This is a genomic window from Ruegeria sp. AB9 (assembly GCF_056542585.1).
In genome coordinates, this window is sequence record NZ_JBQGAA010000013.1 from 59,885 (window position 1) to 85,368 (window position 25,484).

Annotated in this window: 22 protein-coding genes; 14 read left to right on the forward strand and 8 right to left on the reverse strand. The window is 59.7% G+C overall.

The window, feature by feature from the left end:
• Positions 1–51 precede the first annotated feature (51 nt).
• From ACR0K5_RS20010 to ACR0K5_RS20025, 4 genes are all read left to right on the forward strand, one after another.
• A complete protein-coding gene (locus tag ACR0K5_RS20010) occupies positions 52–795 on the forward strand; it encodes an EcsC family protein (RefSeq protein WP_480631303.1) in 744 nt (247 codons plus the stop codon).
• 139 nt (positions 796–934) lie between these two features.
• Entirely contained in the window at positions 935–1,396 is a 462-nt protein-coding gene (locus tag ACR0K5_RS20015) for an NUDIX hydrolase (RefSeq protein ID WP_480631304.1), read from the forward strand.
• A gap of 72 nt (positions 1,397–1,468) precedes the next feature.
• Positions 1,469–1,924, forward strand: coding sequence for a DUF1178 family protein (locus ACR0K5_RS20020; RefSeq protein ID WP_480631305.1), 456 nt, complete (start codon positions 1,469–1,471; stop codon positions 1,922–1,924).
• Between the two features lie 2 nt (positions 1,925–1,926).
• Positions 1,927–2,565 carry an SDR family oxidoreductase gene (locus tag ACR0K5_RS20025; protein WP_480631306.1) on the forward strand — a complete coding sequence of 213 codons (639 nt, stop codon included), beginning with the start codon at positions 1,927–1,929 and terminating at the stop codon, positions 2,563–2,565.
• On the opposite strand, the gene ACR0K5_RS20030 is transcribed toward ACR0K5_RS20025, so the two are convergent.
• Positions 2,559–2,915 (reverse strand): hypothetical protein, encoded by a 357-nt coding sequence (locus ACR0K5_RS20030; protein WP_480631307.1) that lies wholly within the window; start codon positions 2,913–2,915, stop codon positions 2,559–2,561. The two genes, ACR0K5_RS20025 and ACR0K5_RS20030, sit on opposite strands and share 7 nt — an antisense overlap.
• A 165-nt stretch (positions 2,916–3,080) precedes the next feature.
• Here ACR0K5_RS20030 and ACR0K5_RS20035 point away from each other — a divergent pair, with 165 nt between their 5' ends.
• The 6 genes from ACR0K5_RS20035 (at position 3,081) to ACR0K5_RS20060 (ending at position 11,890) form a co-directional block, all read left to right on the forward strand.
• A complete protein-coding gene (locus ACR0K5_RS20035; RefSeq protein WP_480631308.1) occupies positions 3,081–4,319 on the forward strand; it encodes an aspartate kinase in 1,239 nt (412 codons plus the stop codon).
• A gap of 46 nt (positions 4,320–4,365) precedes the next feature.
• Entirely contained in the window at positions 4,366–6,609 is a 2,244-nt protein-coding gene (gene ptsP / locus ACR0K5_RS20040) for a phosphoenolpyruvate--protein phosphotransferase (RefSeq protein WP_480631309.1), read from the forward strand.
• Positions 6,610–6,758: 149 nt separating this feature from the next.
• Complete coding sequence (gene zwf / locus ACR0K5_RS20045) at positions 6,759–8,204, forward strand: glucose-6-phosphate dehydrogenase (RefSeq protein WP_480631310.1); 1,446 nt, start codon at positions 6,759–6,761, stop codon at positions 8,202–8,204.
• A gap of 2 nt (positions 8,205–8,206) precedes the next feature.
• Entirely contained in the window at positions 8,207–10,012 is a 1,806-nt protein-coding gene (gene edd / locus ACR0K5_RS20050) for a phosphogluconate dehydratase (protein ID WP_480631311.1), read from the forward strand.
• A gap of 3 nt (positions 10,013–10,015) precedes the next feature.
• On the forward strand, positions 10,016–10,648 hold the full coding sequence (locus ACR0K5_RS20055) for a bifunctional 4-hydroxy-2-oxoglutarate aldolase/2-dehydro-3-deoxy-phosphogluconate aldolase (RefSeq protein WP_480631312.1): 633 nt from the start codon (positions 10,016–10,018) through the stop codon (positions 10,646–10,648).
• Between the two features lie 51 nt (positions 10,649–10,699).
• Positions 10,700–11,890: a pyridoxal-phosphate-dependent aminotransferase family protein gene (locus tag ACR0K5_RS20060; RefSeq protein WP_480631313.1), complete on the forward strand. Its 1,191-nt coding sequence runs from the start codon at positions 10,700–10,702 to the stop codon at positions 11,888–11,890.
• Positions 11,891–12,018: 128 nt separating this feature from the next.
• Here ACR0K5_RS20060 and ACR0K5_RS20065 read toward each other — a convergent pair whose 3' ends face one another.
• Positions 12,019–13,134, reverse strand: coding sequence for a pyridoxal phosphate-dependent aminotransferase (locus ACR0K5_RS20065; RefSeq protein WP_480631314.1), 1,116 nt, complete (start codon positions 13,132–13,134; stop codon positions 12,019–12,021).
• A gap of 27 nt (positions 13,135–13,161) precedes the next feature.
• Between ACR0K5_RS20065 and ACR0K5_RS20070 the strand changes: the two genes are divergently transcribed.
• On the forward strand, positions 13,162–14,292 hold the full coding sequence (locus tag ACR0K5_RS20070) for an SMP-30/gluconolactonase/LRE family protein (protein WP_480631315.1): 1,131 nt from the start codon (positions 13,162–13,164) through the stop codon (positions 14,290–14,292).
• Between the two features lie 66 nt (positions 14,293–14,358).
• Positions 14,359–15,141 (forward strand): crotonase/enoyl-CoA hydratase family protein, encoded by a 783-nt coding sequence (locus ACR0K5_RS20075; RefSeq protein ID WP_480631316.1) that lies wholly within the window; start codon positions 14,359–14,361, stop codon positions 15,139–15,141.
• Here the strand turns inward: ACR0K5_RS20075 and ACR0K5_RS20080 are convergent, their stop codons facing one another.
• From ACR0K5_RS20080 to ACR0K5_RS20095, 4 genes are all read right to left on the reverse strand, one after another.
• Entirely contained in the window at positions 15,142–15,474 is a 333-nt protein-coding gene (locus ACR0K5_RS20080) for a DnaJ family domain-containing protein (RefSeq protein ID WP_480631317.1), read from the reverse strand. It abuts the gene before it with no gap.
• A gap of 39 nt (positions 15,475–15,513) precedes the next feature.
• Positions 15,514–16,677: a benzoate/H(+) symporter BenE family transporter gene (locus ACR0K5_RS20085; protein ID WP_480631318.1), complete on the reverse strand. Its 1,164-nt coding sequence runs from the start codon at positions 16,675–16,677 to the stop codon at positions 15,514–15,516.
• A 144-nt stretch (positions 16,678–16,821) separates the two neighbouring features.
• A complete protein-coding gene (locus tag ACR0K5_RS20090; RefSeq protein ID WP_480631319.1) occupies positions 16,822–19,983 on the reverse strand; it encodes a valine--tRNA ligase in 3,162 nt (1,053 codons plus the stop codon).
• A gap of 79 nt (positions 19,984–20,062) precedes the next feature.
• Positions 20,063–20,791, reverse strand: coding sequence for a dienelactone hydrolase family protein (locus ACR0K5_RS20095; RefSeq protein ID WP_480631320.1), 729 nt, complete (start codon positions 20,789–20,791; stop codon positions 20,063–20,065).
• Positions 20,792–20,905: 114 nt separating this feature from the next.
• On the opposite strand from ACR0K5_RS20095, the gene ACR0K5_RS20100 reads away from it, so the two are divergent.
• Entirely contained in the window at positions 20,906–23,197 is a 2,292-nt protein-coding gene (locus ACR0K5_RS20100; RefSeq protein WP_480631321.1) for a xanthine dehydrogenase family protein molybdopterin-binding subunit, read from the forward strand.
• Positions 23,175–24,251, forward strand: a complete 1,077-nt coding sequence (locus tag ACR0K5_RS20105) for a DUF2235 domain-containing protein (protein ID WP_480631322.1) — start codon at positions 23,175–23,177, stop codon at positions 24,249–24,251. Before ACR0K5_RS20100 ends, ACR0K5_RS20105 begins: the two co-directional genes overlap by 23 nt.
• A 2-nt stretch (positions 24,252–24,253) precedes the next feature.
• Here ACR0K5_RS20105 and ACR0K5_RS20110 read toward each other — a convergent pair whose 3' ends face one another.
• Positions 24,254–24,898, reverse strand: coding sequence for an NUDIX hydrolase (locus ACR0K5_RS20110; protein WP_480631323.1), 645 nt, complete (start codon positions 24,896–24,898; stop codon positions 24,254–24,256).
• Positions 24,899–24,903: 5 nt separating this feature from the next.
• Complete coding sequence (locus ACR0K5_RS20115) at positions 24,904–25,479, reverse strand: GcrA family cell cycle regulator (protein ID WP_480631324.1); 576 nt, start codon at positions 25,477–25,479, stop codon at positions 24,904–24,906.
• Between the last annotated feature and the right edge of the window lie 5 nt (positions 25,480–25,484).

Sequence of the window (25,484 nt, forward strand, 5' to 3'; positions counted from 1 at the left end):
CTATTGAAACCACACTGCGTAACGCCGATGTTGATAGGCAGGAGGGCGTGAATGCAGAACGTGGTTCTTGTCGAAAACGTGGATGCCGAGGCCGAACTGGATCGCTTGGCGGGGCACTACCGATCTGCTGGAGGTGTTGGTGTCAAGCTGCTGAACAAACTGGGCGGTTCGGCTGAGGCTCTGTTGGAGCAATTGCCGGAACCTGTGCGGAATGGCCTGACCGGCGCAACCGAGCAGGCATTGTGGCTTGCTATGCACGCGGCTCAGGGCTCGCGTCGCGCTGTTCCAGATCAGCAGCCTTGGGTGAATACAGCCGTCACCACGGCCATGGGCGCGGCCGGGGGGCTGGGCGGCGTTTCGACAGCCCTGATGGAGCTGCCTGCAACCACCACCATGCTGCTGCGCGCGATTCAGGGCGCTGCGGCCCGTGAAGGATTCGACCCATCTGCAGAAAACGTTAAGTTCGACTGTGTGCGTGTGTTGTCGGCGGCGGGACCGTTGTCGCATGATGACGGAGCGGATCTGGGCTTTTTCTCGGTGCGCCTGACCCTGACCGGACCGGCGATGCAACGTCTGATTGCCGCAGTTGCTCCGCGCTTTTCGATTGTGCTGGGGCAAAAACTGGCAGCTCAATCCGTTCCGGTGCTCGGAGCGTTGGCCGGTGGTGGTACGAACTATGTCTACACGCGATACTACCAACAGATTGCGCGCGTGCATTTCGGTCTGCGGCGGTTAGCGATTGATGCGGACATCCCCCATGACGATCTGGTGCGGAAGCTCTCGACTCGTATGTAAGAAATACAGCTTTTGACGTGACTGCCTTGGCGGGTGCCACACTATGTGGTATCTTCGTAGTTGCTGGCCGCTAAATAAGTCTGTTTTGGGCCGAATTGGCAGGCCGACGAGGTATGTGGCTGAAAGGGTGTGTCATTCAATGAATGCAAGACCGTTGCTTCATGACCTTCCCAAAGCTGCAAAGCAGCCTGTTCTGCGGCAATCCTCGGCTTTGTGTTTCCGGATCAAGAGTGGTCGTCCCGAGATCCTGTTGATCACGACACGCAAGTCACGGCGATGGATTATTCCCAAAGGGTGGCTCATCCCCGGCCTGAGCCCACAGGACACCGCATTGCAAGAGGCCTGGGAAGAGGCGGGCGTGTCTGGCCAGTGCAACGGGGCACGATTGGGGCAGTTTCTGCATCACAAACACCGTTCGAACCGACCCCCATCCTTGTGCCTTGTAGATGTTTTTCCAGTGCGTGTGCGGGTTTTATCGCGGGCTTTTCCCGAAAAGAGCGAGCGTAAGCGCAAGTGGTTTTCGCCCAAAAAAGCGGCACAAAAGGTCAATTCCTCCGAGCTTGCCAAATTGTTGCGCGACTTTAAGCCTTACACGCATTAATGTCGTATCAGATAGCCTTGATATTGTCGCTTTGATCGGTATCTATTCGCCAATCGTTTTTTTGGACTGAACATGATTCAATACGCGTTGAAATGCAGCGAAGGCCACACATTCGACAGCTGGTTCCAATCCGCCAAAGCTTATGACAAGCTGGCTGCTGCGGATATGGTCACCTGCGCGGTATGCGGGTGCGCGCAGGTCGAAAAGGCGATCATGACACCGCGCGTCCGCCCGGCGCGAAATGCGCAGATAAAAAGCGAAATCCTACCCGCCCCGGAAGAACGGATCGACGTGGCCACCCCATCGCCCGAGATCGAGAAGGCCTTGGCCGAGATACGCCGCCATGTCGAAGAAAACTCGGACTATGTGGGGAAGGATTTCGCCAGTGAGGCGCGCAAGATCCATCTGGGCGAAGCTCCGGACCGCTCAATTTATGGGGAAGCGAAACCGGATGAGGCGAAATCGCTGATCGAAGACGGTGTGCCAGTGGCGCCGTTGCCGTTTGTCCCTAGCAGAAAGACCAACTGATCATGCAAATCGTGATCACCGGCGCCAACCGCGGCATCGGGCAAACCCTGGCAGAGCGGTATGGCCACCGGGGGGATAACGTCATTGGAACGGCGCGGGACGGCAGTATGCAGGTTCGCCTCGATGTATCCGATCCGGTGCAACAATCGGCCATGGCGAAACAGTTGAAAGATCAGCCTATCGACCTGCTGATCTGCAACGCCGGAGTGTATTTGGACAAAGGGCACTCGATCAACGACTACCCGGCTGACATGTGGGCGCAAAGCTTTGCGATAAATGTCATGGGTGTCTTTCTGACCATTCAGGCCCTGTTGCCTAACCTGCGCGCAGCGGGGGGTAAAGTTGCGATAATCTCGTCGCAAATGGCGTCGCACGCCCGCGCGCCGGGCGGCAGTTATATCTACCGCGCGTCCAAAGCGGCGGCTTTGAACCTTGGGCGGAATCTGGCGACGGATCTCAAAGATGATGGCGTTGCCGTTGGCATCTATCATCCGGGCTGGGTTCAGACAGATATGGGCGGTGCTGCGGCTGATATCGATGTTGATCAGGCCGTGTCCGGCCTGATTGAACGATTTGATGCCCTGTCACTTGGCACCACAGGTTGTTTTGAAACCTATGACGGGCAACCGCACGATTATTGAGAAGTCAGCGCGGCTTTGGGGATTTCAAAGACCTCACCGGGTTCAATGTAGACAACCATCAAGTCGCCGCGCGTTTCATGTGAGATTTTTGAGGTCGAGTTGCTGGATTCCGGCACACCATCCTTGAAATAGATATTGCGTACATGTCCGCCACCCAGGGCCACCGCAACGGTTATGGTGCCGTCGTCATGGCGGCGCAATTCAGCATTGCAGCTTTGCACGGGATCACCGGCCTTTGCGGCGCAGGGAATTTTACCCAGCGCGTTCTTGCCGTCCGTCCCGGCGACACTCGCGACCTGGGCCAGTGCAGGCGACGATATAAGGGCTAAGGCAAGGGCTAGGCGAAACATGAAGAACCTCTTGATTTGGTTGTTGTCCATAGGCTGACACCGCGCCTGTACAATGTAAAGCGGCCCTGCGCCGCAGGGGCGATCCCTTTGCGCCCTTGCCCTTGCGGTGCCCCTCGCTTATGAGGCACGGAACTGCTAATCCAAGGCGCGGAGACTTTTGCCCCCATGCCCGTACTCGTAATGAAATTCGGCGGCACATCGGTCGCCAATCTGGACCGCATCCGCCGCGCTGCCAAACGTATCGGCGTTGAAGTTGCCAAAGGCTATGACGTGATCGTCATCGTCTCGGCCATGTCGGGCAAAACCAATGAGTTGGTGGGCTGGGTCAATGAGACATCGCCGCTGTTCGATGCGCGAGAATATGATGCCGTCGTGTCCTCGGGTGAGAACGTCACCGCCGGCCTTATGGCCCTGACTTTGCAGGAAATGGACATCCCAGCGCGCAGCTGGCAGGGCTGGCAGGTGCCGCTGATGACCACCAGCGCGCACAGCCAGGCGCGGATCGAGGAAATCCCGACCGAGAACCTGAACCAGAAATTCGGCGAAGGTATGCGCGTGGCCGTGGTTGCAGGGTTCCAGGGTATCAGCCCGGAAGGCCGCATTACAACGCTGGGCAGGGGTGGATCAGACACCACCGCCGTCGCTTTTGCGGCAGCCTTCGGTGCCGAGCGCTGTGACATCTATACAGACGTTGACGGCGTCTACACGACCGACCCGCGCATCTGTGAAAAGGCGCGCAAGCTGGACCGCATTTCGTTCGAGGAAATGCTCGAGCTGGCGTCACTGGGCGCCAAGGTGCTGCAGACCCGCTCGGTTGAACTGGCGATGCGGTATAAGGTGAAACTGCGCGTTCTCTCAAGCTTTGAAGAACAATCCGATGAGGCCGGCACGCTGGTCTGCGACGAGGAGGATATCATGGAATCCAATGTTGTGGCCGGTGTGGCCTATTCCCGCGACGAAGCCAAGATGACCGTTGTTTCCGTGGCCGACCGCCCGGGCATTGCCACGACCATCTTCTCGGCACTCAGCGAAGAAGGCGTGAATGTTGATATGATCGTCCAGAATATTTCGGACGAGGGCCGCACGGACATGACGTTCTCGTGCCCGACCGATCAGGTCGCGCGCGCGGAAAAAGCGCTGCTGGCGATCAAGGACAAGGGCGAGCTGAACTATGCCGAGCTGGTTGCAGACATCGATGTCTGCAAGGTTTCGGTTGTCGGAATCGGTATGCGCTCGCAATCGGGTGTTGCGGCCAAGATGTTTAAGGTGCTCTCGGACGAGGGGATCAACATTAAGGTTATTACAACCTCCGAGATCAAAATTTCCGTGTTGGTGGACAGGAAATACATGGAACTTGCTGTTCAGGCACTGCATGATGCCTTTGAATTGGACAAGGCGGCCTGAGCTGATCGGCCAAAGGTTTCGCCTGACACACTAAATCGGTTGGGCCATGGCGGACGGCACGGAAACAGAATCCCGCAAGCTGCTGCGGCGGCTGCGCGAAGAGATGGCGAGCGAAGCCGCCGGTCAGGAACGTCTTGACCGGATTACCCACCTGATAGCGGACAGTATCAGGGCCGAGGTGTGCTCGATCTATCTGTTTCGGGATGAAGAAACGCTCGAACTCTGCGCGACCGAAGGTCTGTCACCGGAATCGGTGCACAAGACGCGGATGCGTATGGGCGAAGGTCTTGTCGGGCGTGTTGCCAAATTCGGCAAGGTCGTGAACACCGCCGACGCACCGTCCGAGAAGGGCTTCCGCTACATGCCGGAAACCGGTGAGGAACGGTACTCGTCTTTCCTTGGCGTGCCGGTTCAGCGCCTTGGCGAAAAGCTGGGTGTTTTGGTTGTCCAGTCCCGCGAGGCGCGCGAGTTTTCGGCAGACGAAATATATGCGCTGGAAGTGGTGGCTATGGTGCTGGCGGAAATGGCCGAGCTGGGTGCCTTTGTCGGTGAAGGTGCAGCCCTGTCACCACTGCACCAGCAATCGGTTCTGTTGCGCGGCGGCCCGGCGCAGGAAGGCTCTGCCGAAGGGCATGTCTGGCTGCACGAACCCCGCGTGGTCGTCACGAACCCCATTGCCGAAGATCCGCACAAGGAGCGCGAGCGTCTGGTCGAGGCGGTGGAAGAGTTGCGCGTCGGTGTCGACAAGATGCTCGAGATTTCGCAGGGCGGCGACAAAGAACAGCTGAAGGTGCTGGAAGCCTATCGCATGTTTGCCAATTCCAAAGGTTGGATGCGGCGAATGGAAGAAGATATTGCCCTGGGTCTCAGCGCTGAAGCGGCGGTTGAGAAAGAGCAATCTCAGGCCCGCGCACGCATGGGGCAGGTCACCGATCCCTATTTGCGCGAACGCCTTGCGGATCTGGACGATCTCAGCAACCGGCTGCTGCGTATCCTGACCGGGCAGGGCAAGACAAATAGTGCCGATCTGCCGCCCGATCCGATCCTGATCGCGCGCAATATCGGCCCCGGCGATCTGCTGGAATACGGGCGGGCGCTGAAGGGGATAATCCTCGAAGAAGGGTCGGTTGGCAGCCATGCCACGATCGTGGCAAGGGCGCTGGCGATTCCTTTGGTCGTACATGTAGGCAGGATCACCACCGAGGCGTTGAATGGTGACCATGTTCTGGTCGATGGCGACCAGGGTGTTGTTCACCTGCGCCCGGAAGACAGTGTGGTCAGTGCCTTCCGTGACAAGATCGCGATGCAGGCCAAGGCGCAGGAACGCTATGCCTCGATCCGCGAAACCCCTTGCGTTACGCGGGATGGATCACGGATCAATCTGGTGATGAATGCGGGCTTGATGGCTGATTTGCCGTCGCTCGGCACGTCAGGCGCTGAGGGAGTTGGCCTGTTCCGAACCGAACTGCAGTTCCTGATCCGCAACCAGATGCCGAAACGATCCGAACTGGTCAGCCAGTATCAGCGCGTTCTGGACGCGGCGGGCGATAAACGGGTGGTGTTCCGCACGCTCGATATCGGGTCGGACAAAGTTCTGCCCTATATGAAGCACGTGGCCGAACCGAACCCGGCTTTGGGTTGGCGTGCCATTCGTGTTGGTCTGGACAAGCGCGGCGTCATGCGGATGCAGTTGCAGGCCCTGCTGAGGGCAGCGAACGGTCGGCCACTGACCATCATGTTCCCCTTTGTCGCTCAGGCCGAGGAATATCGTGAAGCCCGCTGGGAGGTGAACAAAACCATCGAGAGGGAAAAGCGACTGGGCCATGTCCTGCCTGAAACGCTTGAAGTTGGCGCGATGCTGGAAACCCCATCGCTGGCGTTTGCGCCGCAGAAGTTCTTTGATGAAGTGGACTTCATTTCGATTGGTGGGAACGACCTCAAGCAGTTCTTCTTTGCCGCTGACCGTGAGAACGAACTGGTCCGGCGCCGGTACGACACGCTGAATGTCAGCTTCCTGAGCCTGATGGAACGTATCGTGGAACGCTGTGATATCTCGGATACGCCGCTCAGCTTCTGTGGTGAAGATGCGGGTCGCCCGGTTGAGGCATTGTGCCTTGCGGCAATGGGAATACGGACGCTGTCGATGCGTCCTGCGTCGATTGGTCCGGTCAAAAGCCTTCTGTTGCGATCCAACCTGACAGAGGTTCGCAAAATCATTGCTGATGCACGCCATCGTGGCGAACAATCTGTGCGTCCTGCAGTGATGGAATGGCTGCGCAATCAGACTTAATGCGTAAAACGGCCGGGTTTCCTCAAACTAAGCTTGATTTTTTCGTGGCATCTTTTTATCAGGCAGGCAATGTTAGCGATAACATTTCAGGTTTTGCGGGGTTTCACACCGTGCTAAGCTGATATCGGCAAACTCAAAAGGAGCCTGAGATGGTTTCACGCGTAATTCCGGTAGAGCCATTCGATCTGGTGCTGTTCGGCGCAACCGGTGATCTGGCACAGCGGAAAATCCTGCCTGGCTTGTACCACCGCTTCGAGGTCGGGCAAATGCCCGACGGCGCGCGGATTATTGGCACGGCACGTTCCGACATGGACAGCGAAGGGTTTCGTGATCAGGTTCGCAAATCGATGCAACAATTCGCTCCGGGTTTCTCCAAAGAGACGTTGGATCGGTTTCTTGTCCATGTCGAATATGTGCCCGTGGACGCTTTGGGTGAAGCTGGCTGGTCCGATCTGAAAAAACTGGTGCGCGATGATGTCGTTCGGGCCTTTTACTTGTCAGTTGGCCCAAGCCTGTTTTCGGGCATCGCGCAACGGCTGCACGACGTTGGTCTTGCGACGCCGGACAGCCGCATTGTTGTCGAAAAGCCGTTCGGTCATGACCTCGCCTCAGCCAAGGCGCTGAACAAGGGCCTGCGCGCCTGTTTCGAAGAACATCAGATTTACCGGATTGACCATTATCTTGGTAAGGAGACGGTGCAGAACCTGATGGCGTTGCGCTTTGCGAACTCGCTGTTCGAACCGCTCTGGAACTCGACCCATGTTGATCATGTGCAGATCACTGTGGCCGAGACCGTAAGTGTCGAGGGGCGCGGGGCATATTACGATCAGTCCGGTGCGATGCGGGATATGATCCAGAACCACCTGGTTCAGTTGTTGTGTCTGACCGCGATGGAACCACCGTCGAAATTCTCGCCCAACGCGGTGCGCGACGAAAAGGTCAAAGTGATCGAAGCGCTGGAACCCGTTGCCCAATCCGACATCGCGCGCGGTCAGTACCGGGCCGAAAAAGGCGAGGGCGGTTATGTCGATCATGTCGGCAACCCGGCCAGCCGTACTGAAAGTTTCATTGCGCTCAAGGTGCATCTGGGCAACTGGCGCTGGGCGGGTGTTCCGTTCTACCTGCGCACCGGCAAACGCCTACGGGCGCGCGAATCCGAGATTGCGGTTTTCTTCCGTGATCCACCACATACGATTTTCCCCAATGTCGGCCCGCTGCATGGCAACGTGCTGGTGATCCGGTTGCAACCTGATGAAGGCATCACCCTGCGCACCACGATAAAGGACCCGGGGCCAGGGGGCTTTCGACTGTCGGACGTTGCGCTGGACATGAGCTTCGCTGAAGCGTTGGGGGCCGAGGCGCAAGCGCCGGACGCCTATGAGCGTCTGGTGATGGACGTCATCCGCGGCGACCAGACTCTGTTCATGCGCGGGGATGAGGCCGAAGCCGCCTGGGCTTGGGTCGATCCTATTATTCAGGGGTGGGAACAACGCGGCGACCGCCCTTCAAGGTATGATCAGGGCAGTTCGGGCCCCGAAGAAGCATTGATGCTGATGCATCGCGATGGACGTCGTTGGCGTCAGATCGGAGGGTAAAAATGGTTCACTCAGTCATTTCCGATGTCACCAAACGGATCATCGACCGCAGCGCCGATCTGCGCAGTCCACATCTTGAACGAATGGAGCAAGCGCGATCCAAAGGCCCCGCCCGTGCACATCTGTCTTGCAGTGGTCAGGCCCATGCCTATGCAGGGGCAGGCGAAGATCAGCAATCGATGGCGTCAGGTACTGCAGGCAATCTGGGCATCGTTACCGCCTATAACGACATGCTCTCGGCCCATCAGCCGTTTGAACGCTATCCCGGCCTGATCCGCGACACAATCCGCGCTGCCGGCGGTACTGCTCAGGTAGCAGGCGGTGTGCCGGCCATGTGTGACGGCGTCACGCAAGGCGAAGCGGGGATGGAGTTGTCGCTGTTTTCACGCGACGTGATTGCGCTGGCGACCGGTGTGGCGCTCAGCCACAACACCTATGACGCGGCTTTGTTCCTGGGCGTCTGTGACAAGATTGTCCCCGGTCTGATTATCGGAGCGCAGGCTTTTGGCCATCTGCCTGCCGTGTTCCTGCCCGCCGGACCAATGACCAGTGGTTTGCCGAACGATGAAAAGGCCAAGGTCCGACAGAAATTCGCCGCCGGAGAGGTGGGCCGTGAGGAACTGATGAAGGCGGAAATGGCCGCCTACCATGGTCCTGGTACCTGCACCTTCTATGGCACTGCCAACACCAACCAGATGCTGATGGAATTCATGGGTCTGCACCTGCCAGGCTCCAGTTTCGTCAACCCAAACACCCCCTTGCGCGATGCCTTGACCGAGGAAGGCGCCCGCCGTGCCCTGTCGCTTAGCGCGCTGGGCAACAATTACACGCCGGTTTATCAGGTTTTGGATGAGCGCGCTTTTGTGAACGGTATTGTCGGTCTGATGGCAACCGGAGGTTCAACCAATCTGTTGATCCACCTGATCGCCATGGCGCGCGCAGGTGGCATCGTATTGGACTGGCAGGACTTTTCCGACATCTCCGCAGTGGTGCCGCTGGTCGCGCGGGTTTACCCCAACGGTCTGGCAGATGTGAACCATTACCACGCCGCAGGCGGTCTGGGATACACGATCGGCACGCTGCTCGAGGATGGCTTGCTGCACCCCGACACGCTGACCGTGGCAGGCCAGGGCCTGCACAACTATACCAAAGAACCCAAGCTGATTGGTGATGAGCTGATCTGGCAGGACGGAGCGGGGCACAGTTTGAACGACAAGATTCTGCGCCCGGCCAAAGATCCGTTCCAGCCCACCGGCGGCCTCTCGCGCCTGACCGGCAATCTGGGCACAGCTGTCATGAAAGTCTCGGCCGTCGCCCCCGAACATCAGACCGTCGAGGCCCCGGTACGTGTCTTCCAGGATCAAGATGCGGTCAAAGCCGCTTTCAAGGCCGGAGAGTTCACCGGTGACGTCATAGTAGTCGTCCGTTTCCAAGGGCCAAAGGCCAATGGGATGCCTGAACTGCATTCGCTGACACCTATCTTGTCGATCCTGCAAGGCCGTGGGCAGAAAGTGGCGCTGGTCACGGATGGTCGCATGTCCGGTGCATCAGGCAAGGTGCCCGCTGCCATCCATGTCTGCCCCGAAGCGCTGGACGGTGGTCCGATTGCTTATCTGCAAGACGGCGACCTTCTGCGTGTCGATGCGGTCAAGGGCGAGCTGGATATCCTGACCCAAGGCGTTCTGGACCGCGAACCCGTCATCGCCGACCTTTCAGCCAATCAACACGGTGTCGGGCGTGACCTCTTTGGCGCGTTCCGTCAGAATGTCGGGTCTGCCGACACCGGCGCCAGCATATTCGGAGCATAAGAGATGTCGACAACCCAACGCACCCGCGAAATCTGTGCTCTTGCGCCAATTGTTCCGGTTCTGGTCGTCGATGACGCCGCACAGGCCTGCCCACTGGCCGAGGCTCTGGTCGCTGGTGGCTTGCCTGCGCTCGAAGTCACCTTGCGGACCCCGGCAGCACTGGATGCGATCAAGGCCATGTCGCAGGTGCCTGGCGGGGTGGTCGGTGCAGGTACACTGGTCACGCCTGATGATGTCCGCGCTGCAAAAGAAGCGGGCGCGCTGTTCGGCGTTTCCCCCGGTGCCACGGATGCCCTGATCGCGGCGTGCGAGGCCGAAGGCCTGCCGCTGCTGCCCGGTGCCGCCACAGCCAGCGAAGCGATGGCGCTGCTGGAAAAAGGTTATGACATGCTGAAGTTCTTTCCGGCGGAGGCTTCGGGCGGTGCGCCGGCATTGAAGGCCATCGGCGCGCCCCTGCCGCAGATCAGCTTCTGTCCGACAGGCGGAGTGTCCCCGTCCAACGCCCGCGACTACCTGTCTTTGTCCAACGTGGTCTGCGCGGGCGGCAGCTGGGTCGCACCAAAGCAGATGGTCGAAAACGGCGACTGGGCCGGGATCGAAACACTTGCGCGCGAGGCATCGAAGCTGGCGGATTGACGCCGCTTGGCCCCTCGCTAAGGTGGGCGTCAATTCAAACAGGTTGACCCCATGACACAGACAGGTGCCCTTTCCCAGGGGCGGACATATCTGGCCATCCCTGGCCCTTCGGTGATGCCGGACGCAGTCCTGCAGGCCATGCATCGCCCGTCGCCCAATATCTATGAGGGTGAACTTATCGACATGATGCCGGCCCTGACCCACGATCTATGCCGGGTTGCGGGCACAAAGCACAACGTCGCCATCTATATTGCCAACGGCCATGGCACGTGGGAGGCAGCGCTGTCCAACGTGATTGCTCCGGGCGAAACCGTTCTGGCGCCTGCCTCGGGCCGGTTCACCCATGGCTGGGCCGAAATGGCCGAGGGGGTCGGAGCCAAGGTCCAGCTGATCGACTTCGGAACTTCGTCAGCCTGGGATTTCGACCGGATCGCAGATGCGTTGCGTGCGGATAATGGCCATCAGATCAAGGCCGTTCTGGCGGTACACGTCGATACCTCCAGTTCGATCCGCAACGACATCCCGGCGTTGCGCCAGCTTCTGGACGATCTGGACCACCCGGCGCTGTTGATGGCAGACTGTATCGCCTCACTGGGTTGTGACCGGTTCGAGATGGATGAATGGGGCGTCGATGTCACGGTCACTGCCTGTCAGAAGGGACTAATGACTCCGGCAGGCGTTGGCTTTGTCTTTTTCAACGACAAGGCGCAGGCCAAGCGGGCCACCATGCCGCGCGTTTCGCAATACTGGGATTGGCAACCGCGCGCCAATCCCGATCTATTCTATCAGTATTTCAATGGCACCGCGCCTACACATCATCTGTATGGGCTGCGCGCTGCCCTCGACCTGATCAACTCAGAAGGGATCGAGCAGGTCTGGGCCCGCCACGAACGTCTGGCAAAGGCCATTTGGGCAGCGTGTGAGAAATGGGCCGCAGAAGGCGCGTTGCATCTGAACGTCGCCGACCGCGCTTACCGCAGCCACGCCGTCACCGCTCTGCGCCTGACGGGTGGACGTGGAACAGACCTGCGCACATTCACCGAAAACCAACTGGGCCTGACACTAGGCATCGGGCTGGGGATGGAGGACTATGACGGCTGTTTCCGCCTCGGCCATATGGGCCATGTTAACGGGCAGATGGTCATGGCCATTCTGGGTGGAATGGAAACGGGCATGGCCGCGCTTGATATCCCGCGCGGCCAAGGGGCCCTCGAAGCTGCCGCTGCCGTGCTGGCCAACTGATCCCCCACTTGTGTCCCGGATCCGATCGGCCTCTTCATCTGGCCAAAAACACCTTCGGAGGGAATCGCGGTGTGGCGCAAGGGGGGGGCAGACAGCCCCCCTCTGACGCCCGGACCCAAAGTGATAAATCAGCCTGTCTTTGCCCGCGCCTCTGCAAGTGCCTTGGGCAAAGCGGTTGCAAAGGCATCCATATCAGACACCTCGCCGCAGCTTACGCGAATGCACCTGTTCTGCGGCGCCGCAAACGGCATCCGAACAAAAATCCCTTGCGCGACCAGCGCATCCAGTACGGCTTTGGCAAAATCGCCGTCGCGCCCGCAATCAATCGCCACGAAGTTGGTGGCCGAAGGCAGAGGTTCCAATCCGTTGGCGCGGGCAATCGCCCCGATCCGCTCCCGCGCCTCTGCGATCTGCGCCTGAATGTGTTCCAGCCACGCGCCATCCTTTAGAGCCGCCAAAGCCCCGGCCTGCGCTGCGCGGTTCATGCCGAAATGATTGCGTACCTTGTTGAAGGCAGCGATCAGATCCGACGTGCCCATGGCATACCCAACCCGCGCACCCGCCATGCCATAGACCTTCGAGAAGGTCCGCATCCGGATCACACGCGGATCCTCTACACTGACAGGTGCGGCCGTTCCCTCTGGCGCGCATTCCACGTAAGCTTCATCCAAAACCAGCAGGCAGCCATCGGGCAAGGCGTCCATCGCGGCTACGATATCGGCGCCGGAATGCCAACTGCCCATTGGATTGTCGGGATTGGCCAGATAGACCAGCTTGGCGTCAACCTCGGCAGACTTGGCAAACAGGGCCGAGGGGTCTTCGTGATCGCCTGAATACGGTATCTTGTGAAGAACGCCGCCGAACCCGGCCACGTGATAGTTGAAGGTCGGATAGGCCCCGTCCGATGTTACAACTGCATCTCCGGGGCCGACGATCAGGCGCACCAGATACCCTAGAAGCCCGTCAATCCCTTCGCCCACAACGATATTTTCTGGCGTCACCCCATGATGATCTGCCAGAGCTTTGCGCAAGTCATGATTTTCGGGATCGCCATACATCCAGATTTCAGAGGCAGCCTGCGACATGGCCTCGATCGCGCGGGACGAGGGGCCAAACACGCTTTCATTCGCACCCAGACGCGCACCAAACGGCGCACCGCGCTGCCGCTCTTGCGTTTCGGGGCCCACAAAGGGCACGGTGGCGGGCAGGGATTGGGCAAGCGGGGTGTATCGAGGTCCTGTCATGTCCGCAGATAACCTCAAGCCCATTCATTGAGCAAGCGCACACCACGCTTGGGTGCGCTGGAAAAGACATTTGAAAAAGGAGCGCAGATGCGCATTCTCTTTGCCGCTATTCTCCTGGGCCTAGCCTATCTTCTATTCTGGCCCGTTCCCGTTGAGCCTGTTGCTGTTGAGATGTCGGACGATAGCGGGTTCACTGGGGATTTCGTTGAAAACACGGCGCTGGACGCAGCGCAGTTGATCCAACTGCCGGGGGAAGAGATTGGCCCTGAAGACATCGCGGTGATGCCTGATGGAACAGTCTACACAACCAGCCTGTCAGGCATCCTCTACCGCATCGACGGGGCGGAACCGATTGAAGTCGACGAACTTGGTGGACGTCCTCTGGGGCTCAAGGCCGGGTCAGATGGCGCGCTTTACATCGCTGACAGCTTTCGGGGTGTGATGCGTTGGTCTGGTCCGGGTTCGCTGGAAACCGTGGTGGCTGACATCAACGGTGCGCCGGTGATCTATGCCAACCAGCTGGACGTAGCGCAGGATGGCACGATCTATTTCTCGAACTCCTCTGACAGGTTCGACCCTGAAACCATGGGCGGGACCAAGCCGACCTCGGTCCTGACCATTTGGGAACAGTCCGATACAGGCTATGTCGCCCGTCACACGCCCGACGGCCGCACCGAGAAGATCGCCGAGGGATTTGTTTATACCAACGGCGTCGCCCTTTCACCTGATGAAGATTTTCTGCTGATCGCGGAGACAGGTCGCGCGCGTGTGCACAAGCTGTGGCTGACCGGACCAAAAGCGGGCCAGCGAGAAATCTTGCTGGAAAACCTGCCCGGCTATCCTGACAACCTTGAGGCTCAGGGTGACGGCACCTATTGGATGGCTTTCGCCAGCCCCCGCGTGCCATCCGAGGCGCTGATGCCATACCCGTTCCTGCGCAAGGTGATCTGGAGGTTGGGTCCGGCAGTGCGCCCGGCGCCAATCCATCGTGGCATGATGGTGCAGTTCGATGGCGAGGGTACAATCCTGCGTACGTTACAGGACCCGCAAGGTCGCCTGGGAATCACGACCGGGGGCAAGATCGCAGGCGACAAGTTCTATGTCATGACCCTCGACTCTCCTTGGTTCGGACGGATGCCCATCAGCGATATGCCCTGACGTCGCAGTGGTATTCCGCAGCCCGTCCGGGCATGGTTGCCGCAATAGAATTTCGGGAGGTCCCCCATGTCACGCGTATCCGTCACCTACCAAGATCACGTTGCCCATGTCACTTTGACCCGCGGCGATAAGATGAACGCGCTGGATGACGCGATGATCAAGGCGCTGCTGTCCGCCGGACAGGAGGTCGCCGCCTCGGATGCCCGCGCCGTGGTTTTGTCCGGTGAGGGCAAGAGCTTTTGCGCCGGGCTCGACATGGCAAGCTTTGCAAAGATGGCGCATATGGACCCAACCGAATGGCTGATGACCCGCAGCCATGAGGACGCCAACGAGATGCAGGAACTGGCCCTGATTTGGCGTCGTGTCCCAGTACCGGTGATCTGCGCCATTCAGGGCGTGGCCTATGGTGGTGGCCTGCAGATCGCGCTGGGCGCGGATATTCGTATCGCGCACCCCGAAGCGAAATTGGCCGTGATGGAGATGAAATGGGGCATCATCCCAGACATGGGCGGCATGGTTCTGTTGCCCCGACTTGTTCGTTCGGATGTGCTGCGCCTGCTGACCTACACAGCCCGCCCCATCGGTGCATCGCAGGCAGCCGATTGGGGCCTTGTTACGCAACTGTCCGATGATCCGCTGACCGAAGCTCTGGCGATTGCCGAGAGTATCGCTGGCCAAAGCCCCTCGGCCATCCGCGCTGCCAAACGCCTGATCGAAGTTGCCGAAACTCAGGCGCGGGCCGACGTTTTGATGGCGGAATCCGCTGAACAAGTGGAACTGATTGGAAAGCCTGATCAGATGGAAGTGGTTATGGCGCAGATGCAGGGCCGCAAGCCCGACTTCAAATGATCACCGCATAAAGGCCCGCCGCGCATCGCGGGCCATGTTGTAGCGCATCTCCAGATCGGCAATCCGCGCCATTGCCGCCTTGCGCTCGACTGGGCCGGTCAAAGCTGCATAATTCTGCCGCTCCGTGTCGAGCTGCTTTTTGATGTCGAACTCCTCTGGCAAAACACCAGCCTGTGCCATGATCCGGTGACCGGCGGCGATGGCCGGATCACTCATGGCCTCTGAGGATCGGTCGGGCAATGGTTGGCCTTCGCCGTCCAAACCCTGCAACTGACCCTCGGCCTGCGCTTTTTTGATCTGGCGTTCGACCAGTTTTCCCAAGGCTCCAAACATGCGCGTATCATACCGCCTGTAGTGTTCTGATGAAAGGGATCACCGCGCTCGGTTTGTCACCAGATAGGCGATACCTCCAGCCAGAAGCCCCCAGACCGCAGCCCCCAAACCAAAAACCGTGATGCCAGAGGCGGTGATGGCCAGCGTCAAAATGGCAGCCTCCCGCTCGGCTGGGACATCCAGCGCGGCGTAAATCGCGTTGGCCAATACCCCGATCAGGGCAACCCCCGCCAGAGTGCCCATCAGCAGAGGGTTGGCAAGGGAGGCAAAGCTGGTGATCGCCACGGCAAAGATGCCGAAGAGGCAGTAGAACACGCCGCCCATGATCGCCGACCAGTAGCGTTGCGTTGGATCGGGGTGGCTATCCTCGTTCGAACACATCGCGGCGGTGATGGCGGCCAGGCAGATCGCGGGCGCTCCGAACGAGGCGGACAGAAGGCTCGCGCCGCCGACAGACGAAAACAGTTTGCCGGGAACCGGGGCGAACCCATAGCTGCGCATGACCGCGACACCGGGAATATTCTGCGTCGCCATGGTGACGATGAACAGCGGTACGCCGATTCCGAAGGCCGACGCGACCGAGAAGGAGGGCATCGTCCAGACCGGGGCCGCAATCAGACGATTCGGCATCAGTTGCGCGTCGCCAGCGTTCAGCGACACAACAATGGCTGCCGCAACCACTGCGGCCGGGACAGCGAACAAACGGTTGACCCGCCCGGCAAGGAACCATGTCAGGATCACAGGCAGTGCTTGCCATGGTATCTCCACCGCTGCCTTGAACGGCACGAGGCAAAGCGGCAAGAGAACACCCGCCAGCATAGCTTGCGCCAGTGTTGTCGGGATTGCAGCTGCCAGCCGTCCCAGCGGTTTCCACAGCCCGGCCAGAACAGTCAGTGCCCCGGCGCACAGAAACGCTCCTATTGCGCCGGAGAAGCCTTCGGCCGGGGCGGTGGAAACGGCCAGCAACGCAACCCCTGGGGTCGACCACGCCACGCTGATTGGCATCTTGTACCAAAGACTTAGAGCGATGGCCGCAAGCCCCATCGCGATTGCCGCGCTCATCAGGCCCGACGCAGCCTGCGCCGGGGACGCAGCCATCGCACCCAGCCCCTGAAGGACGATGGGGAACGAGCTGAAGAATCCGACTATAGCTACAACCAACCCAGTTGAGACGGTCTGCATCGGAGGGAAATGTCGCACCATCAGGGCCTCAGAGGATTGTTCCGCAGAAGTGCTAACAAGTGCGGGGCGGCCCGAACAAGGGGGAAAGTACTGAGCGCAAAGAAAAACCCCTCCGTCAGTTGCGACCGAGGGGTTTGGTTCTGAGTATTTGTGAAAAGATTAAGATCAGGCGATTTCAGCCAGCCGGGCGAGGGCTTCGTTCAGTTTCGCCTCTTCTTCTTCACGTGCAGCAAGGTTGGCCTGGGCCTCTGCAACAACCTCTTCCGGGGCCGAAGCCACGAATTTGGGGTTGTTCAGTCGCCCGCGCAGCCCGCCGAGTTCCTTGGCCAGCTTGCTCTTGGCTTTCTCCAAACGCTCCTTTTCGGCACCAATGTCGATGATATCCGCCAGCGGCAGGCCAAACGATGCGCCGGGGGCTGCAATCGAAATGGTGCCCTTGGGTAGTTCGTCCGCCTTAGTCAGGCTGTCGATCCGTGCAAGACGCTTTATCAGCGCTTCGTTGCGGTCCCAGGCAGCTTGGCCATTCGCATCGATCTCGGTCACCAGCATCGGCACGTAGAGGCCAGCAGGCACCCGCATCTGAGCACGGGCCGAACGGGTGTTTTCGATCACCGAGATCACCCAGTTCATCTCACGATCCGCGTCCGGGTCGATCAGATCGGTGGCTGCGTAGGTCGGCCAGTCGGCGTGGACGATCATCTTGGCACGGTTGCCAGTCAGACCCCACAACTCTTCGGTGATGAAGGGCATGATCGGGTGCAGCAGGACCATGCACTGATCCAGAACCCAGCGCATGGTGGCGCGGGTCTCGGCCTGTGCTTCGGCATCTTCGCCCTGAAGCAGTGGCTTGGAGAGCTCCACATACCAGTCGCAGACCTTGCCCCAGACGAAGGCATAAAGCCCGTTCGCCGCATCGTTGAAGCGATAACTTTCCAGTGCAGCGTCGACCTCTTCCCGTACGCGGGCGGTTTCGCCGATGATCCAGCGGTTCACGGCCGCCTTGGGCTTCAGGTCGGCCACATCCAGTTGCGGGACGGCGTCGGTGAAGACTTCGTTCATCTCGGCAAAGCGGACGGCGTTCCACAGCTTGGTGCCGAAGTTGCGATAGCCGGTGATGCGTTCGCGGGACAGTTTCAGCACGCCGCCAATGGCCGCCATCGAGGCGTTGGTAAAGCGCAGCGCGTCAGCACCGAATTCGTCCACGATTTCCAGCGGGTCAATGACGTTGCCGGTGGTTTTGGACATCTTCTTACCCTTCTCGTCACGGACGAGCTGATGCAGGTAGACGGTGTGGAACGGAATCTGATCGACCACGGCCAGCTGCATCATCATCATCCGGGCGACCCAGAAGAACAGAATGTCGAAACCGGTGATCAGCACATCTGTCGGAAAATAGCGCTCCAGTTCCTCGGTCTGCTCGGGCCAGCCCAGCGTGCCGATGGGCCAGAGGCCGGACGAGAACCAGGTGTCGAGGACGTCGGGATCACGCCAAACCGGATAGACCAGCTTGGTCGGATCTTGCTCAATCGCGTACTGAGCCAGGCTTTCGGCGAACTGATGGATCGCCTCCTGCTTGTCGGCAACTTCAATAACGGTCGCGTGGCTCAGCGGGCTGGGGATGTTGGCATTGTCATCCAGGAATTTCTCGGTCACCGCCTCAAGGCTGGGTGCACACTCCATGACATTGCCACGATGCAACATGCCGCCTTCGTTCAGCAAGCGACCCATCTCGACTAGATCTAAGTTGCCGTCATTCTCGTCGTCAATGAAACTTTCGGCGGACAGGTCGAGGCCATACCAAACCGGAATCTGATGTCCCCACCAGAGCTGGCGCGAGATGCACCAGGGCTCGATGTTTTCCAGCCAGTGGTAATAGGTCTTCTCGCCCGACTCGGGGATGATCTTGACCGTGCCATCCTTGACCGCGTCCAGCGCAGGGCCAACGACCTTGGCGGCGTCGACGAACCACTGGTCGGTGAACATCGGTTCGATCACGACCTTTGAGCGGTCGCCGAAGGGCTGCATGATCGGTTTGTTTTCCACGCAGGGCACGAGCGTGTCAGGCGACTCGCCTTCTTCCATTTTTCTTGCACACACCCAAACAGCTTGATCTGCGGGGATCATCACGGCCAGACCGTCAGCGGTGATTTCTTCGACGACCTTCGCCCGTGCCTCAAAACGATCCAGTCCGCGGAGGTGATCGGGGACCAAGTTGATCGCGTCGATCTCGTTCTCGGTGAATTCACGCCCGCGTGCATATTCCTGCGCCTTGCCCGCCTCTTCGGCGTAAGGCGCGCCATCGGCCCGCATCGCGCCTTTGGTGTCCATCAGGCGGTACATCGGAATGCCGCCGCGCTTGGCGACCATGTTGTCGTTGAAGTCATGCGCGCCGGTGATCTTCACCGCGCCCGAGCCGAAATCGGGGTCAGGATAGTCATCGGTGATGATCGGAATCTGACGGCGATGCTCTTTCGGGCCAACCGGGATTTCGCACAGTTTGCCGACGATTGGCGCATACCGCTCATCCGAGGGATGTACCGCAACCGCGCCATCGCCCAGCATGGTTTCGGGGCGGGTCGTGGCAATCGAGATATAGTCGCGCTCTTCTTCTAGCACGATGTTCCCGTCCTCATCCTTCTCGACATAGGTATAGGTCTCGCCACCGGCCAGCGGGTATTTGAAGTGCCACATGTGGCCTGCGACTTCGATGTTCTCGACCTCAAGGTCCGAGATCGCGGTTTCGAAATGCGGATCCCAGTTTACCAGCCGCTTGCCGCGATAGATCAGGCCCTTTTCGTACATGTCGACGAAGACCTTGATGACGGCATCGTGGAAATTGGCCGAGTTCTCATGCCCCGTGCGCGGATCGCCCGCCGCTCCGGCCATGGTAAACGCGTTGCGCGACCAGTCGCAGGAGGACCCCAGACGCTTAAGCTGCTCGATGATCGTGCCGCCGTATTCGCCCTTCCATTCCCAGACTTTCTCAAGGAATTTCTCGCGGCCCAGTTCGCGCCGGCCGGGCTGCTGCGTGGCGGCCAGCATCTTTTCGACCTGCATCTGGGTGGCGATACCCGCGTGGTCTTGGCCCGGCTGCCAGAGGGTATCGAACCCCCGCATCCGATGCCAGCGGATCAGGATGTCCTGCAGCGTATTGTTGAACGCGTGGCCCACGTGCAGCGCGCCGGTCACGTTGGGCGGCGGGATCATGATGGTAAAGCTTTCGTCGCGCGAACGGTTCGCGCCTGCCTTGAAGGCTCCGGCCTGTTCCCAGGCCTCATAGATGCGGGCCTCGGCCTCGGCCGCGTTGAATGTCTTTTCCATCGCCATGGGATGCGTCCTGCGTCAACAAATTCGGGTCAGCGCCTGCAATAGCGAATGCGCGCGCCAAGGGGAAGGCCCTGTGCGTCTAAGCCATGCCAAAGCGGGCTTTGAAATAGGCGTCCACGCGTTGATAGGCCGGATCATGAAAATCCAGCGTCAGCAACGAATGGTCCTTGCCCGGATATTCCAGCGTTTCCAGCAGATCGCCGAATGCCTGCTCGAGCGCTTGCATCAGTTTCTTCGGTGCGAGCTTGTCTTCGGAATACCGCATCGCCAAACCGGGGCCTTTTGCAGACATGCCAGCCGACGCGGAACTAATATCCTGAGCGCTCATATGCAGGTGCTTGCCACCGAAGATCGGCAGGGCGGGTTGGCTGGCCACACCGCCCAGAACAGCGTCTTCGGCCATAAGCGTCAGGGCAAAGCTGCCAGTCAGGCACATGCCGATGACACCAACGCCTGCGCTGTTTTCGCGCTGTTTGATTTCACGGGTCAAAGCACGCATCCAGCCTGCGATGGGGCTCTGCTTGCCTCGGGCGAAAATATTGAACTCACGCCGTACGCAAAACAGTCGAGCCATGTTCTTGGCCATCTCGATTTTTCCAAAGGTCCCAAACAAATGAGGCAGATAAACGCGAAAGCCGGACGCGTTGAGCTTTGCGGCAAGCTCCAGTGTTTCGGGTCCAATCCCGGGCAACTCCTGCAATATCAGGATGGGGGGGCCTTCACCGCCGACATATACGTCATGGGTGGCAGTGTGTCCGCTGGTCATCGGGGCGGAGAATGTAAAAACGGTATCATGGGTCCAGCTCATGTTTGCAAGCTATCCGAACATCCATCGGGCGCAAACGAATTTCCGTGAGCCCTGCTGGACATCGCCGAGGCACGGGCTAGGCTCGCCTCCAGGATCGCGCAGGAGGGGTACCCCATGGAAAAGTTCGGCAAGAGCCAGCCCGTCAAACGAACCGAGGATCAACGGTTCCTGACCGGGCAGGGGCGTTACATGGATGACGCGGTGCCCGAGAACGCTCTGTTTGCGGCATTCTTCCGCAGTCCGGTCGGCCATGGTAACATCACATCGCTGGATCTTGAGGCCGCGCGGGCTGCTGACGGAGTTCGGCTGATCATGATGCTGGACGATCTGGCGGCAACAGGTATCGATACGGTTCTGAACGCGGCCGTCTTGCAGAACCGCGATGGGTCCAAGGCGGCAGCGCCCGATCGGCACATGTTGGCCAAGGATCGCGTACGCTTTGTGGGCGAGCCGGTGGCTGTTGTTGTCGCCGACACACTGAGCCAGGCGCAGGACGCGGTTGAATTGATCTGGATGGACATCGAAGAGCGTCCCGCCAAGCTGGACGTGGATAAGGGCGGTGAAATCCTTCACCCAGAAGCGCCCGATAACCGTGCATTTGATTGGGGGCTGGGGAATGAAGCGGCCACCGAAGCTGCCTTTCAGGCCGCCGCCCATTCCGTGTCGCTGAATGTGCGGGACAATAGGGTCATCATAAGCTCGCTGGAACCGCGTGGCTGTCAGGCCGATTGGTCAGACGGGCGTCTGCACTTTTCCTATGGAGGGCAGGGCGTCTGGGCGATGAAGGCGCAACTGGCGCAAAAGCTGAAACTCGACGCCGATGACATCCGCGTCACCACTCCGGATGTGGGTGGTGGGTTCGGCATGAAGGTGATGCCTTATCCAGAGTATTTCTGCGTTTCCGTGGCCGCGATGAAACTGGGTCAGCCCGTGCACTGGATGTCCGACCGGTCCGAGGCGATGCTGTCCGATCACCATGGCCGCGATCTGACATCGCTGGCCGAGCTGGCCTTTGACGCCGATCACAAGATCACCGCCTACCGGGTCCACAGCAAGGTCAACCTCGGCGCTTATAACAGCCATTTTGGGCAGGCGATTCAGACCAGCCTGTTCAGCAAGGTGCTGATGGGCGTCTACGATGTTCAAACCACGTATCTGCGGGTCGAAGGGTTCTACACCAACACAACGCAGGTGGACGCTTACCGCGGGGCCGGTCGGCCCGAGGCGATCTATGTGCTGGAACGCGCGATGGACCGCGCAGCGCGCGAGCTTGGCGTTGACCCGTGGGAGCTGCGGCGCAAGAACTTCATCCGCCCCGGCGATTTTCCTTACACCTCCTCTACCGGCGAGACTTATGATGTTGGCGACTTCGACATGGTTCTCAGCCGAGCGGCTGAGCAGGTCACTGGTTTCACCGCCCGAAAGTCCGCGGATGCCGAACGCGGCCTGATCCGGGGACAGGGCCTCTGTTACTATATCGAAAGCATTTTGGGGGACCCTTCCGAAAACTCTAAGGTCGAGTTTTGCGAGGATGGCACCGTGAATCTGTACGTCGGCACACAATCGAACGGGCAGGGGCATGAGACGGTCTACGCCCAGTTCCTGTCGGATCAGACGGGCATTCCCACGGACATGATCACCGTCGTTCAAGGTGATACTGACCGGCTTTCCCATGGCGGAGGAACCGGCGGCTCGCGATCAGTCACTGTGCAAAGTACCGCCACACTGGTCACGATTGACAAGATGATCGCCGCATTCACGCCTTATCTTGCCGATAAAATGGGGGTCGAGGAAAGTGATGTGAGTTTTGACCACGAGACATTCCGCGCGCCGGGTTCCAACCTGACGCCAACCCTGACCGAGGCTGCCGAGATGGCACGTGCCGACGGGCGCATGGATCTGTTACAGCATGAAGCTCGTGCCAATCTGGATGCGCGCAGCTATCCGAACGGCGCGCATGTTGCCGAAATCGTTATCGATTCTTACACCGGCGAAACGTGGGTCGACTGCTACACCGTTGTTGACGATTTTGGAAATCTAATCAATCCGATGCTGGCCGAGGGGCAGGTACATGGCGGGGTGGTGCAGGGCATTGGGCAGGCCCTGACCGAACATGTTGTGCACGATGCACATGGGCAACTGCTCACAGCTTCGTTTATGGATTACGCCTTGCCCCGTGCGGCGGACATACCCATGATTGAGTTTACCTCGGCGCCGGTTCCGTCAACCTCCAACCCGATGGGAATGAAAGGATGTGGCGAGGCCGGCACTGTGGGCGCGCTGGCTGCTGTGGCAAACGCGGTTCAGGATGCGCTCTGGGATCACGGGGTGCGGCAGGCGGACATGCCTTTCACACCTCACAGAGTATGGGAATTGCTGACGCATGAAACTGTCGCGGCTGAGTAGAAAGGTTCTGGGATGGCTCGGGCGGCCTTTACGGTCCGAGCATTCTGCCGAGACGCGGCACCGCGAACCGATCAGCCATGTCATCATCCTGGATGGCACCATGTCCAAGCTGGAGCCGGGTTTTGAAACCCACGCCGGTCAGACCCTGCGCCTGTGTTGCGAGATGGGCAGCAAGGTTTCGGTGTTCTATGAGGCGGGCGTACAGTGGGAAAGCTGGAAGTCTTCGCTGGACGTGATGATGGGTCGGGGCATCAACCGACAGATCCGTCGCGCCTATGGTTATCTGGCGTCCCGTTACAAACCGGGCGACAGGATCTTTTTCATCGGCTATTCGCGGGGTGCTTATGGCGTACGCAGTCTGGCTGGTGTGATCGACATGATTGGCCTGCTCAAGGCCGAACACGCAACCGAGCGGAACATTTTGCAGGCCTACCGCCACTATGAGTGCAACCCCAGCGGCACCGCCGCCCGCGATTTCCGCCGCAAATTCTGCCATGAGGGCGTCGAGATCGAGATGATCGGCGTCTGGGATACGGTCAAGGCGCTGGGATTGCGCCTGCCGCTGCTCTGGCGTTGGGCCGAGGAACGCCACGCATTTCACAATCACCAACTAGGTCCGGCGACGCGCCACGGCTATCACGCCATGGCACTGGATGAGACGCGAGAGGTGTTCGAGCCGGTTCTCTGGAAATGCACGCCCGAGTTCAGAGGGCATGTCGAGCAAGTCTGGTTCCGCGGCACCCACGGCGATATAGGCGGTCAGTTGAACGGCTATGAAGAGGCGCGGCCGCTCAGCAACATCTCTCTGATCTGGATGCTGGACAAAGCGGAAATGCATGGGTTGCCCTTGCCCGACGGCTGGCGCGACCGCTTCCCCATAGATACCCACGCCCGGTCGGTCGGCACATGGCGCGGCTGGGGAAAGATCTTTCTGTTGCGCAAGCACCGCAAGGTGGGGCGGGATCAGTCAGAACGTCTGCATGTCTCTGTCGCTCCCGACGAGCTGCCCGGTTGGGTCGCGATGCCCAATCTGCCGTCGCACCCCGCGCAGTAGGTTTAGTCGAAGGCGGTTGCGCCGGGATCGGCGGAAAGTGCTTCAAACGCTTCCAATACATCCCGCCTGAGATTCCGTACCAGTGACAATTCTGGCAGTGCATCCATTTGGAAAAAGGCAGCCTCGCTGGTTTCTACGCCAGCCTGTGGGTCGTTTTTGCTGATTTCGTCACATAAAAAGAACAGCTTGTAGAAGTCCCGTGCATCCGCCGGATAGGGGTGCCGCGCCTGGTGGCGCAAAGCATATAAGCGTCGCGCCCGAACCCGAAGGCCGGCTTCTTCCCAGACCTCACGTTCGATGTTCTCCGCCGGTGAGCTGCCGATATCTGCAAACCCGCCAGGCATTGCCCAGCGCCCGTCACTGCGCTCGCGCACCAACAGGATGCGGCCGTCCCGGATCACCGCGCCGCGTATGTCGATACTGGGCGTTGCATAGCCGCCCGCATGTTTCGAAACCAGTCCTTCGATCCGCGAAATCGGAACCTGACCCAAATCTGCCAGCATGGCGCGGGCCATGGCTGCGATCTCGTCATAGCGTTCCCGGTCGAACGGATCCTTAGTGAAATGCTGGCCGGTTTCGGCCAGCGCCAGCAGGCGTTTCGCCCGGGCAAGCCAGGCATCCTCCAACGCTGTCGGATCCTGGCGCATGAGCTTTACCGACGTCGGTCGCGGCGCGAACTCATTGGCTGGAAGGCCACGCCCACATGCGCCTCGCAATAGGGTTTGCCAGCCTCAACCGGCAGGCCGCAGAACCAGAAATCTTCGGTGGCGGGGTCGCCCACGGGCCATTTGCAGGTTTTCTCGGTCAGTTCCATCAGGGTCAGCTTCTTGGCCTTTTTCTCGACCTCATTGACCTTGGCCAGCGCCTCGGGGCTGATTTCGTTGGCCGAAGGCTGCGGTGGCAGCGGCTGACCTGCGGGGATGATCTGACGGCGGGCCGGAACGGCAGGTTTCGCCTCAGCGGTCGGGGCAGGGGCCGGTCGTGCCGGTTCGGTTTTGGGCGCGGGTTTGGGCTTGGCCTCGGCCTTGGGGGCGGGTGCCGGTTTTTCTTTCGGTTCCGCCTTGGCCGGGGATGCGCCTGTTGCCCGGTTGGACAGGCCCAGGCGGTGCACCTTGCCGATCACCGCATTGCGGGTCACGCCACCCAGTTCCTTGGCAATCTGGCTGGCCGACTGGCCTTCGCCCCACATCTTCTTCAGCAGTTCTACACGCTCGTCTGTCCAGGACATCGTTA

What these genes read in the sequence shown, in the direction of transcription:
- ACR0K5_RS20080 (WP_480631317.1), bottom strand. Translation starts at nt 15,474, where the DNA reads ATGTTTGGAGCCTTGGGAAAACTGGTCGAACGCCAGATCAAAAAAGCG.
- ACR0K5_RS20095 (WP_480631320.1), bottom strand. Translation starts at nt 20,791, where the DNA reads ATGAGCTGGACCCATGATACCGTTTTTACATTCTCCGCCCCGATGACC.
- edd (WP_480631311.1), top strand. Translation starts at nt 8,207, where the DNA reads ATGGTTCACTCAGTCATTTCCGATGTCACCAAACGGATCATCGACCGC.
- ACR0K5_RS20110 (WP_480631323.1), bottom strand. Translation starts at nt 24,898, where the DNA reads ATGCGCCAGGATCCGACAGCGTTGGAGGATGCCTGGCTTGCCCGGGCG.
- ACR0K5_RS20055 (WP_480631312.1), top strand. Translation starts at nt 10,016, where the DNA reads ATGTCGACAACCCAACGCACCCGCGAAATCTGTGCTCTTGCGCCAATT.
- ptsP (WP_480631309.1), top strand. Translation starts at nt 4,366, where the DNA reads ATGGCGGACGGCACGGAAACAGAATCCCGCAAGCTGCTGCGGCGGCTG.
- ACR0K5_RS20075 (WP_480631316.1), top strand. Translation starts at nt 14,359, where the DNA reads ATGTCACGCGTATCCGTCACCTACCAAGATCACGTTGCCCATGTCACT.
- ACR0K5_RS20010 (WP_480631303.1), top strand. Translation starts at nt 52, where the DNA reads ATGCAGAACGTGGTTCTTGTCGAAAACGTGGATGCCGAGGCCGAACTG.
- ACR0K5_RS20065 (WP_480631314.1), bottom strand. Translation starts at nt 13,134, where the DNA reads ATGACAGGACCTCGATACACCCCGCTTGCCCAATCCCTGCCCGCCACC.
- ACR0K5_RS20105 (WP_480631322.1), top strand. Translation starts at nt 23,175, where the DNA reads ATGAAACTGTCGCGGCTGAGTAGAAAGGTTCTGGGATGGCTCGGGCGG.
- ACR0K5_RS20060 (WP_480631313.1), top strand. Translation starts at nt 10,700, where the DNA reads ATGACACAGACAGGTGCCCTTTCCCAGGGGCGGACATATCTGGCCATC.
- ACR0K5_RS20020 (WP_480631305.1), top strand. Translation starts at nt 1,469, where the DNA reads ATGATTCAATACGCGTTGAAATGCAGCGAAGGCCACACATTCGACAGC.
- zwf (WP_480631310.1), top strand. Translation starts at nt 6,759, where the DNA reads ATGGTTTCACGCGTAATTCCGGTAGAGCCATTCGATCTGGTGCTGTTC.
- ACR0K5_RS20015 (WP_480631304.1), top strand. Translation starts at nt 935, where the DNA reads ATGAATGCAAGACCGTTGCTTCATGACCTTCCCAAAGCTGCAAAGCAG.
- ACR0K5_RS20025 (WP_480631306.1), top strand. Translation starts at nt 1,927, where the DNA reads ATGCAAATCGTGATCACCGGCGCCAACCGCGGCATCGGGCAAACCCTG.
- ACR0K5_RS20030 (WP_480631307.1), bottom strand. Translation starts at nt 2,915, where the DNA reads ATGTTTCGCCTAGCCCTTGCCTTAGCCCTTATATCGTCGCCTGCACTG.
- ACR0K5_RS20100 (WP_480631321.1), top strand. Translation starts at nt 20,906, where the DNA reads ATGGAAAAGTTCGGCAAGAGCCAGCCCGTCAAACGAACCGAGGATCAA.
- ACR0K5_RS20090 (WP_480631319.1), bottom strand. Translation starts at nt 19,983, where the DNA reads ATGGCGATGGAAAAGACATTCAACGCGGCCGAGGCCGAGGCCCGCATC.
- ACR0K5_RS20035 (WP_480631308.1), top strand. Translation starts at nt 3,081, where the DNA reads ATGCCCGTACTCGTAATGAAATTCGGCGGCACATCGGTCGCCAATCTG.
- ACR0K5_RS20115 (WP_480631324.1), bottom strand. Translation starts at nt 25,479, where the DNA reads ATGTCCTGGACAGACGAGCGTGTAGAACTGCTGAAGAAGATGTGGGGC.
- ACR0K5_RS20085 (WP_480631318.1), bottom strand. Translation starts at nt 16,677, where the DNA reads ATGGTGCGACATTTCCCTCCGATGCAGACCGTCTCAACTGGGTTGGTT.